The sequence below is a fragment of the Paraburkholderia ribeironis genome (assembly GCF_900019265.1).
In the GTDB taxonomy this organism is placed as follows: Bacteria; Pseudomonadota; Gammaproteobacteria; order Burkholderiales; family Burkholderiaceae; genus Paraburkholderia; species Paraburkholderia ribeironis.
This window is the reverse complement of record NZ_CYGX02000007.1, coordinates 70837-81028: the sequence shown is the minus strand read 5'-3', so window position 1 is coordinate 81028 and position 10192 is coordinate 70837. Positions and strand designations below refer to the sequence as shown.

The 10192-nt window shown below is 64.1% G+C and carries 11 protein-coding genes; 5 read left to right on the top strand and 6 right to left on the bottom strand.

All coding sequences use genetic code 11. The features are described from left to right. Positions 1 to 63 precede the first annotated feature (63 nt). Entirely contained in the window at positions 64 to 903 is an 840-nt protein-coding gene (locus tag BN2475_RS02995) for an EcsC family protein (RefSeq protein WP_094778092.1), read from the bottom strand. Positions 904 to 1042: 139 nt separating this feature from the next. Between BN2475_RS02995 and BN2475_RS02990 the strand changes: the two genes are divergently transcribed. Then, entirely contained in the window at positions 1043 to 2638 is a 1596-nt protein-coding gene (locus tag BN2475_RS02990) for an MDR family MFS transporter (RefSeq protein WP_094778091.1), read from the top strand. Positions 2639 to 2668: 30 nt separating this feature from the next. Continuing rightward, positions 2669 to 3181: a MarR family winged helix-turn-helix transcriptional regulator gene (locus tag BN2475_RS02985; RefSeq protein WP_094778090.1), complete on the top strand. Its 513-nt coding sequence runs from the start codon at positions 2669 to 2671 to the stop codon at positions 3179 to 3181. Positions 3182 to 3286: 105 nt separating this feature from the next. Here the strand turns inward: BN2475_RS02985 and BN2475_RS36170 are convergent, their stop codons facing one another. Together BN2475_RS36170 and BN2475_RS02980 are read right to left on the bottom strand one after the other, a co-directional pair. Further along, positions 3287 to 3400 (bottom strand): DUF4175 domain-containing protein, encoded by a 114-nt coding sequence (locus BN2475_RS36170; protein ID WP_143325720.1) that lies wholly within the window; start codon positions 3398 to 3400, stop codon positions 3287 to 3289. Positions 3401 to 3455: 55 nt separating this feature from the next. Then, the gene (locus tag BN2475_RS02980) at positions 3456 to 4733 is read right to left on the bottom strand and encodes an amino acid deaminase (protein WP_094778089.1); all 1278 of its coding nucleotides are present in this window, start codon (positions 4731 to 4733) and stop codon (positions 3456 to 3458) included. Positions 4734 to 4878: 145 nt separating this feature from the next. On the opposite strand from BN2475_RS02980, the gene BN2475_RS02975 reads away from it, so the two are divergent. The 3 genes from BN2475_RS02975 (at position 4879) to BN2475_RS02965 (ending at position 7716) form a co-directional block, all read left to right on the top strand. Next, entirely contained in the window at positions 4879 to 5769 is an 891-nt protein-coding gene (locus tag BN2475_RS02975) for a MurR/RpiR family transcriptional regulator (protein WP_094778088.1), read from the top strand. A 3-nt stretch (positions 5770 to 5772) separates the two neighbouring features. After that, the gene (locus tag BN2475_RS02970; protein WP_094778087.1) at positions 5773 to 7254 is read left to right on the top strand and encodes an N-acyl-D-amino-acid deacylase family protein; all 1482 of its coding nucleotides are present in this window, start codon (positions 5773 to 5775) and stop codon (positions 7252 to 7254) included. Positions 7255 to 7329: 75 nt separating this feature from the next. Next, on the top strand, positions 7330 to 7716 hold the full coding sequence (locus tag BN2475_RS02965; RefSeq protein WP_013337998.1) for a RidA family protein: 387 nt from the start codon (positions 7330 to 7332) through the stop codon (positions 7714 to 7716). A 103-nt stretch (positions 7717 to 7819) separates the two neighbouring features. On the opposite strand, the gene queF is transcribed toward BN2475_RS02965, so the two are convergent. The 3 genes from queF to BN2475_RS02950 all read right to left on the bottom strand — a co-directional run. Then, entirely contained in the window at positions 7820 to 8644 is an 825-nt protein-coding gene (gene queF / locus BN2475_RS02960) for an NADPH-dependent 7-cyano-7-deazaguanine reductase QueF (protein ID WP_094778086.1), read from the bottom strand. Beyond that, positions 8641 to 9543: a 5'-nucleotidase gene (locus tag BN2475_RS02955; RefSeq protein ID WP_094778085.1), complete on the bottom strand. Its 903-nt coding sequence runs from the start codon at positions 9541 to 9543 to the stop codon at positions 8641 to 8643. The genes queF and BN2475_RS02955 overlap by 4 nt, the downstream gene beginning before the upstream one ends. A gap of 29 nt (positions 9544 to 9572) precedes the next feature. Further along, a partial coding sequence (locus tag BN2475_RS02950) for a threonine ammonia-lyase (RefSeq protein WP_483874386.1) occupies positions 9573 to 10192 on the bottom strand: 620 nt, incomplete at its 5' end.

The following is a 10192-nucleotide window of genomic DNA, read 5'->3' as shown; positions in this document are numbered from 1 at the left end:
CGCCCAATCGGCCGCCCAACCGACCGCCCAATCGGCCGCTCAACCGACCGCTCATTCGACCGCTCAACCGTCGAGTGCGATATCAAGAGTCCGATACACGGCCTCGATCGCTGCCTGGCCGTACTGCCGTTCCAGCCGACGCACAGTGAAGTGTCCATGCGCGACCTGCTGGAAGTGGTCCATGAAGACCGTATTGACCGTCGCGCCGAGCACCGCGCCGATCGCCGGAATCGATTTGGCGGCGATCTGTTCGCTCACCTGCACCGAGAAGCGCGCGGCGATCGCGTTGAGCAGGCGCAGCAACGCCGCCGAGCCGTGCGTGCTGAACCCCTTGGTGGTGATTTCAGACGAAGCTTTCGACACCGCCTGCGCCAGCGCGCCGCGCATGAAGAAGTAGCCGAGTTCGGCGTCGTCGTCTTCGCTCGATGTGCCACCCATGCCGAGCACGGTCAGGCATTGCAGCTGCGCTTCGAGCGACGACAGATCCTCGCCCTCGCTGCGCGCGACGTCGCAGATCGAGCGGAACATCAGCGTGGTGGTGACCGGCAACTCGACGGGTAACGCCAGCAACCCGAATGCGCCGCCGGCCGCGCCGGTGGTCGCCACGGCGAGCTTGTGCAGCAGGTTGCTCGGCCTGTCGGGCGCGATCAACGACGAGGCATCGCGCCGGCCCAACGTGCGCAGCGCAATCGACAGGCACTTGCGCAACGCCAGCTCCGTCGCGTCCGTGATTTTCGCGTTGGCGAACGCCGGCACGCGCGACAGCAGTTTCTCCAGCGGCGCGCCGACGATGCTCGCGAGCTTCATCGTGAGGGCAGGGCTCTCGAGTTGATGTTTCGCGCGCCGCAGCGCGTTCAGGTCCTGCTCCGATAAAAAGGGTGCCGCGAGCGAACTCGGCTGCATGTGCCTCCCTGGCATCGTGTCGTCTGCATGGTTCGGTCGATGGCATGTGCGGTGAACCGCACATGCACGTCCCGCTTAGAGCGCCGCATCGTGGTATGATTCCCGATCATTTGACGAGTCAACTGTTGCACCATCAAAAATGGCTGTTCATACCGCGGCCCATCACTCGAGTGGGCAAGTCTTACCATTCCGTGAATCCTTGCTGGCCATGCTCGGCATATCGTTCGTCACGATGCTGGTTGCGCTCGACCAGACCGTGGTCGGCACCGCGCTGCCCACGATCGTGTCCGAACTCAGAGGTTTCGAGCTGTACGCGTGGGTCGCCACGTCGTATCTGCTGAGCTCGGTGATCACCGTGCCGATTTTCGGCCGCCTCGGCGATTACTACGGGCGCAAGCCATTCGTGATCGCGTCGATCGTCGTGTTCACTGCGGCGTCGGTGCTGTGCGGGGCGGCCAACAACATGCTGTTTCTGGTGCTTGCGCGCGGCTTGCAGGGCATCGGCGGCGGTATGCTGGTCGGCACCGCGTTCGCCTGCATTCCCGATCTCTTCCCCGACTCCGTCGTGCGTCTGCGCTGGCAGGTGCTGATGAGTTCGGCATTCGGCATTGCGAACGCCGTGGGACCGTCGCTCGGCGGCTTCCTCACGCAGTACTACGGCTGGCGCTCGGTGTTCTATGTGAATCTGCCGGTCGGGCTGTTGTCGCTGTTTTTCGTCTGGCGCTTCCTGCCGCATCTGCGGCACGTCGAGCACACCGGCAAGATGCGGCTCGACTGGCCAGGCGCGTTGCTGATCGCGGTGGCGCTGGGGTCGCTGCAACTGTTCGTCGAGTTGCTGCCGAAGCATGGGGTGACCGCGAGCGCGCTCGCACTGCTCGCGTTGAGCGTCGCGTCGGGTTACGCGCTGTGGCAGTGGGAAAAGCGCTGCCCGACGGCAATCCTGCCGCTCGATATGTTCCGTAACCGTAGTCTGGCCGCGCTTTTCACGCTGGCCGTGCTGGGCGGCTTCACGATGTTCTCGCTGCTGTTCTACGCGCCGCTGCTGTTCCAGGGCGGCTTCGGGATGTCGCCGAAGGAAGCGGGGCTCGTCATCACGCCGCTCGTCGTATTCATCACGATCGGCAGCATCGCCAACGGCCGCATCGTGTCGCGTGTGCGCAATCCCAATCTGATGCTGTACGTCGGCTTCGCGCTGGTGGCGTTGGCGTGCCTCGGCGTCGTGGTCGCGACGCGCTCGATGCAGCAATGGGTGCTGATGTCGTTCATGGTGGTCGGCGGGCTGGGGCTCGGCTTCGTGATGCCGAACCTGACGATTTTCGCGCAGCAGGCGGCCGGCCGCGAACACCTCGGTATCGCGACGGCGCTGCTGCAGTCGTTGCGGATGATTGGCGGCATGATGGGCACCGCGCTGACTGGTACGCTGGTCAGCCACCTGTATGCGAGCGGCGTGCGCAGCGCGCTCGACAGCGCCAACGCATCGCATTGGTTCAGCGATCTCGGCGATCCGCAAATCCTGATCAATCGGGATGCGCAGACCACGCTGGTCGCCCAGTTGACGCACGCGGGCCACGACGGCGCCATGCTGCTCGAAAGCGCGCGCGAGGCACTGGTCGCCGCGATCCATCTAGGCCTTGCGATGGCGGCGATCATCGCCGTGGTGTCGATATGGCAAAGCCGCCGCGTGCCGCCGATCAAGTTGCAGCGCAAACTCGAACCCGTGATTCACGCGGACTGATTGTTGGACTTACCGCTTTATTGACAGACCATGGAAGAACAGGATCGCGTCGCCGTGATGCAGCAATTCGGCCGCACGTATCGTGCGTTCATGTCGGCATTCGAGGCACAGGTCGGCCATCCGTTGCCTCGCTGGCGCATTCTGCTCGCGTTGCACGAGCAGGCCGGCGAGTCGTCGCAGAAGCGGCTGGTCGAGCGCCTGCGTGTCGATCCGGGCGCGCTCACGCGGCAGTTGAAAACGCTGGAAGGGCTCGGCTGGATTGCGCGCAGCATGGATACGCGCGACAACCGCGTGACCAATGTGCGCCTGACGGAAGCGGGGCAGGCGGCGACCAAAGCGAGTCTGCCGCGTCGCAATGCGTTTCTGCACGACACGATGGCGGCGCTGCCGGATGACGCGTTGGGAGCGCTTTCGGGCGCGCTGCAGATGCTCGAGGCGAGGATCGGCGAAGTGGTGGCGACGGCGCAAGCTGCTGGCGCGGGCGCTGCGCCGGTGTCGGAAGTTGCGGGCGCGGCGCAGAGTGAGGCCGCGCGCCAGCGGTGATGGGCGGTGCCAGGGGGCGCAGGCGATTGCGTTGACGCGCATCTGCTTGCGCGGCACCACTGCGAACAGTGTCACCGCGAACAGCAACCACGTCGCAAACAGCAATCACATCGCGAACAGCAACCACACCGCAAACAGCAACCACACCGCAAACAGCAACCACACCGCAAACAGCAACCACACCGCAAACAGCAACCACACCGCAAACAGCAACCACACCGCGAACCGCGAACCGCGCGCCGCGTTGCCTCCAGGCGCGCCGTCCGCTAAACGATCAAAAGAACGTTTCGATCACTTCCGTGACGCGATACGCCGGATCGACCACCAGCACCTGACGCCATTTGTCGAACGTCAGGCACGGGTGCGAGATGTCGAATGCGATCATGTCGCCCACTTTCAGATCGGCGCCGGCAGGAATCCGCAGATACGCGTGCTGATCCATCAGGCCGAAAATTTCCCAGCCTTCACTCGCCGCAATATCGCGCGGCGCATCGTTGCCCGGACGATAGTGGCGTGCCGGTTCCGGCAGGCCGGCATCGAACGCTGAGTCGCGCTTGCCGAGGCCGATGATCGCGCGATCCGGCTCGGGAATCGACTGCACGTAGGCCCACAACTGCAGCGCCGGCAGCAGTCCCTCGCCCATTTTCTTCGCCACCGGATTGCGCGCGAAGATCTCCGTCTGCGCCTTGCGATAGATGCCGACGTCATGCGTGAGATAGCAGCCCGGACGCAGCACGACCTCGACCTTGCCGGTCTCCGAGGCCTTCACGAATTCTTCCGCGACCACGTCGTACCATGCCGAGCCCGCGCCCGACAGCACCGCCGGCGTGCGCGCGAAACGCCCTTGCTCGACCAGCTCGCGCGTGACGGCGACAGCGCCTTGCAGGAACTCGCGCACCTCGTGCTCTTCCTTCAGCACACCCTCGTACAACTCGACACCGGCCAGCTTCAGCACGTCCGGATAACGGCCGATCGCCTCGAGCACCGCGTTGCGCTGCGCTTCGTCGCGCACGCCGGTGCGGCCTCCCGGCACGCCAAGTTCGAGCAGCACTTGCAGCGGCTTCTTCACCGACGAGAAGAACTCGCCCAGTTGCTCGACGCCCTCGACCGAATCGACGAGACAGAAGAATTCGAAGTCTGGGTCGCTGAGCAACTCGGCGATCATCATCATGTTGCGGCGGCCGACCAGCTGGTTGGCCATCAGGATGCGCGAGACGCCGCCGTGATACGCGGCGCGCACCTGATGGGCGGTGGCGAGCGTGATGCCCCACGCGCCGGTTTCGAGCTGGCGGCGAAACAGTTGCGGCGCCATGGTGGTCTTGCCGTGCGGCGCGAGCTTGACGCCGTACTCCGCGACGAACGCCTGCATCCACTTCAGGTTGTGCTCCACGCGATCGGCGTACAGCACGGCGGCCGGCAGGCTCACATCTTCATTGAGCAGGTTCCATTCGAGACGCGCGGTGTCCGTGAGCTGGATGCTGGCGCCCGGAACCATACCCAGGCCCTTGCTATATGGATCAATCGTGGCGCCCTGATAGTTTGTAACTTTCATGTCTCCCTGCTCCATCGTCCAGTTAAATGAATCAAGATTTGACTTTACTATGTTACCGAAAGTACGATGATCAGGAGATGTTATTTAGTACCACGGCTTGCCCGAGGCTGACCTTCAACCGCCGCGCGGCGTCCCACAGTCTGCAATGAACTCAACCGCCGAACCGCTGGCTTTCGACATCGTCGCGCGCATCGCCGAATCCGCGCCGGAACTGCGCTCGGCCGAACGCAAGGTCGCCGCCCTGATCCTCGACGATCTGACTGGCGCATCGCGCGCCAGCATCGGCGCGCTCGCGCAACAGGCCGAGGTGAGCGTCGCGACCGTGACGCGCTTCGCCAAGGCGGTCGGCTGCCGCGACGTACGGGAGTTGAAGCTGCGGCTCGCGCAGGCGGCTGCGGTCGGCCAGCGCTTCCTGCAGGGCGGTGGCCCCAGCGACGCGCCCGAGCCGATCGCCACCCGTGTGTTCGACGAACTGCAAACCGCGCTTGCCCACAACCATCAGTTGTTGCGCCAGGCGCCGCTTGGCGAAGCGGTGGCCGCGTTGCGCGCGGCGCGGATGATCTACGTGTTCGGCATGGGCGGCGGTTCGACTGCGCTCGCCGACGAGATGCGCTTCAGGCTGGTGCGCCTCGGCCGGCCGGTCGCGACCTATCAGGACGGCTTGCTGCAGCGGATGGTGGCGAGCACCGTGTCGCGCGACTGCGTGGTGCTGGCCTTGTCCACCACCGGGCGCGTGCCCGAGATGGTCGAGAACTGCAAGATCGCGCGCAGCTACGGCGCGACCGTGATCGCGCTGACCGCGCCCGCGTCGCCGTTGGCGAGACTGGCCCAGTGGGTGATCCCGATCGTCGCGTTCGAGACTGATTTCATTTACAAGCCGTCGTCGTCACGCTACGCGATGATGATGGCGCTCGATGTGCTCGTCACCGAGCTTGCCGTCAGTCAGGGTGACGAGAGCCGCGAATTACTGCGCCGCATGAAGCACGCGCTCGACGCGCATCGTGGTGGCGGCGATCGACAACCGTTAGGAGACTGATCCATGCATTCGCATCCCGAAGCAGCCGATACGCTGATCGTCGGCGCGCAACTGTATGACGGCACGGGCGCGCCGCCCGTCGAGCGCGACGTGGCGATCCGCGACGGGCGTATCGTCGCGATCGGCAATCTGTCGAACTGGCTCGCCGAAGAAGTAATCGAGGCCGAGGGCCGGGCGTTGGCGCCGGGCTTCATCGACGTCCACACGCACGACGACACGCATGTGATCCGCTCGCCGCAAATGCTGCCGAAAATCACTCAGGGCGTGACGACGGTGATCGTCGGCAATTGCGGGATCAGCGCGGCGCCGGTGGCGCTCAAGGGCGATCCGCCCGATCCGATGAACCTGCTCGGCGAGCGCGACGCCTTCCAGTACCCGACTTTCGCCGAGTATGTGAAAGCGGTGAACGCCGCGCGTCCGGCGGTGAACGTCGGCGCGCTGATCGGCCATACAGCGCTGCGCAACAATCAGATGGACCGGCTCGATCGCGCGGCGAGCCCGCAGGAAATCGAAGGCATGCGCGCGCAGCTCGAAGAGGCGTTGGCCAACGGAGCGCTCGGTCTGAGTTCGGGGCTCGCATACGGCTCCGCTTTCGCCGCGCCGACCGAAGAGGTGATGGCGCTCGCCGAACCGCTCGCCGCCGCGGGCGCGCTCTACACGACGCACATGCGCACCGAATTCGATGCGATTCTCGATGCGATGGACGAAGCGTATCGCGTCGGCCGACATGCGCATGTGCCGGTGGTGATCTCGCATCTGAAGTGCGCGGGGCCGTCGAACTGGGGCCGCAGCGAAGAGGTGCTGAAGTCGCTCGAAGGCGCGCGGCGCATGCAGCCCATCGGTTGCGACTGCTATCCGTACAACCGCAGTTCGTCGACGCTCGACCTGAAGCAGGTGACCGGCGACATCGACATCACGATCACGTGGTCCGAGCCGCATCCGGAGATGGCCGGCAAGCTCGTGCAGGAGATCGCCGCCGAGTGGGGCGTGACGCAACAGGAGGCGGGCAAGCGTCTGCAACCGGCTGGCGCGGTGTATCACAACATGTCGGAAGACGACGTGCGGCGCATCTTGTCGCATCCCGCGACGATGGTCGGCTCGGACGGTCTGCCGAACGATCCGCTGCCGCATCCGCGCTTGTGGGGAGCGTTTCCGCGCGTGCTCGGCCATTACGTGCGCGATGCCGGTCTGTTGCCGCTCGAAGAGGCGGTGCGCAAGATGACCAGTCTGTCGGCGCGGCGCTTTGGCTTGTCGCAGCGTGGCGAAGTGCATATCGGCTATCACGCCGATCTGGTGCTGTTCAGCCCGGACAAAGTGCGCGACGCGGCGACTTTCGACAAGCCGCAGCAGGCGGCGGACGGCATCGACGCGGTCTGGGTGAATGGCGTGCTGTCGTATCGCGATGGCGCGGTGACGGGCGAGCGGGCCGGCCATTTCGTCGCCCGCGGCGCGCCGTCGAAGGGCGATGCGCACGGCGCGTTCTGAATTTTTTGATCGATGGATGACGGTGCGCGCGGCGAGTCCGCCGAACGCGCGCCGGACTTTTCAAGGAGTGTGACGATGAAGCGATATGGTGTTGAAGGTGGCAAGGGAACGGGCGGTCAGCATATGCCGTTCGCACGCGCGGTCGAAGCGGACGGCTGGCTGTTCGTATCCGGGCAGACGCCGATGGAAAACGGCGAAGTGATCAACGGCGGCATCGTCGAGCAATCGCATAAGGCGATTCAGAACGTGTTCGCGATTCTGAAAGAAGCCGGCTATGGCGCGGAGCATGTCGTGCGCTGCGGCGTATGGCTCGACGACCCGCGTGATTTCGCGTCCTTCAACAAGGTGTTCCGCGAGTACTTCGGCGACAATCCGCCGGCGCGGGCGTGTGTGGTTTCGTCGATGGTGATCGACTGCAAGGTCGAAGTGGACTGCGTCGCTTATAAGAAGCCGGCGGCTTAAAGGCCCAAGGGCTCAAGGAGCTTGGAAACTCAAAGGCTTGAACGCTGGAACGATTGGACTCGCCGCGGGTTTGACTGAACCCCCGCGGCGGCAACCCACTTGCTCACTGTCGGGCCAAACGCATGTTGTCCGGCATCGGTAGATTGTAGTTGGTGCGGAACGGGTTGATATCCAGGCCGCCGCGCCGCGTATAGCGCGCATACACCGCCAGCTTGACCGGCTTGCAGGCCTTCAGCACGTCGACGAAGATCCGCTCGACACATTGCTCATGAAAGCCCGTGTGATTGCGGTACGAGATGATGTAGCGCAGCAGGCCGGCCTGATTGATCTGCGGGCCGACATAATGAATCTGCACGCTGCCCCAATCGGGCTGCCCGGTCACCGGGCAATTCGACTTCAGCAGGTTGGAGAACAAGGTTTCTTCGACCGGTGCTTCATCCATTGCGGCGCTCAGCAAAGAGGCATCCGGCAGATAAACGTCGGTGTCCAGGTCGAGGCGGTCCAGCGACAAGCCGTCGAATTCTTCCATCTGCAGCCTGCCGAATTCATGCGGTGTCGTCAGATGAACCGACACCGTCGCACCGCACGACGCGGACACGTCGCGCCTGATCGTGTCGCGTACGGCCTCGACCGATTCGAAAACCGTCTGCGCGAACGAACCCAGATAAAGCTTGAACGACTTCGACTCGACGATATTCGGCGAGTCGGCCGGCACGAAGAACGTCGCCACGGCAATCTGCGGCTTGCCGCGCGCATTCAGCCACGACAACTCGTAAGCGTTCCAGATGTCCGTGCCGAAGAACGGCAACTGCGCACCGATGCCGATCGCGTCGCGCGCATGCTTGCGTGCAATCGGGAACAGCAGCGTAGCGTCATAGTGTTCGGTGTAAGTCGCGGACTTACCCAGTGGTGATTGTTCGGGTGTCATGATGCATTCACGATGCCACTCAGCACGTGCCCCGTCGCCGTCACGACGCGGGCCGATTCGCAGTGGCCAATTTGATCGTCGAAGAAAAAGTCCGGCTCGAATTCGCGCAGGAATGCGCTCTTGTCGAGGCCGCCAAGAAACATCGCTTCGTCGATTTCGATGTTCCATGCCATCAAGGTACGGATCGCGCGCTCGTGCGCGGGCGCGGAGCGCGCGGTCACCAATGCCGTACGAATATGCATCGGCGCGGCTTTGTCCGCGAGTTTCTGCAAGCGGTGCAGCGCTTCGAGCAACGGCTTCAACGGGCCGTCCGCGAGCGGCAAGTTTCTGTTGTGGGTCTCGTGGCCGACGAACGCACGCAGGCCGTCCTTCTGGAACACGCGTTCGGCCTCGTCGGAAAACAGCACGGCGTCGCCGTCGAATGCAATGCGGATTTCGTCCGGATACTTGCTCGCCATTTTCGCCGATTCCGGCAAGACGCGTGCGGCGGGAAAGCCGGCGGCCAGCGCGTCGCGCACGTCCTGCTGATTCGCGGACAGAAACAGCGACGCATTCAACGGCTTCAGATAGCCGAACGGTGCGCGGCCGCGGGTGAAGACACCGCGCTCGATCGCGAGCCCGTGTTCGCGGCACGAATGGAACGCGCGCAGTCCGCTGATCGGATCGCTGCGCGACAGGATCACCACTTCGACGCGATGGCCGCCGGCGTTCAACGCCAGCAGCTTGCGGATCAACGGAAACGCGACACCGGGCTTGGCGGGCACGCTTAGCCGTTCGCGTTGCAGTGCTTCATAGGCCTGCAGGTCGCCGTCCTCGAAGACGCGGTTCTCTTCCTCGAAGTCGAACAGCGCGCGCGACGAGATTGCCACCACCAGTTTGTCGACGAGCGAAATAGCCATTTACGCGTGTCAATTGAAGCGTGAAGAAATCAGGCAAGGAACAGCCGGTACACCGGATTCTGCGTCTCTTCCCAGTACGGATAGCCGAGCGTCGCGAGAAAGCGGTCGAACGTTTCATTCTCGCTCGCCGGCACCTGGATGCCGACCAGGATCGAACTGTAGTCCGCGCCCTGGTTGCGATAGTGGAACAGGCTGATGTTCCAGTTCGGCGACATCGATGACAGGAACTTCATCAGCGCGCCCGGCCGTTCCGGAAACTCGAAGCGGAACAGCCGCTCGTCATGCGCGAGCGGCGAGCGGCCGCCGACCATGTAGCGGATGTGCTGCTTGGACAGCTCGTCGAAGGTCAGATCGACGGTCGCGAAGCCATGCGCCTCGAAGGCGCCGGCGATCTGCGCCGGCTCGCTGCGGTTCCTGATCTGCACGCCGACGAAGATATGCGCCGAATGCGCGTCGGCGATCCGGTAGTTGAACTCGGTGACGCTGCGCGTGCCGACCAGCTCGCAAAAGCGCCGGAAACTGCCGCGCTCCTCGGGGATCGTCACCGCGAACACCGCCTCGCGCGCCTCGCCCACTTCCGCGCGCTCGGCCACGAAGCGCATGCGGTCGAAATTCATGTTCGCGCCCGACGTGATCGCGATCAGCGTCT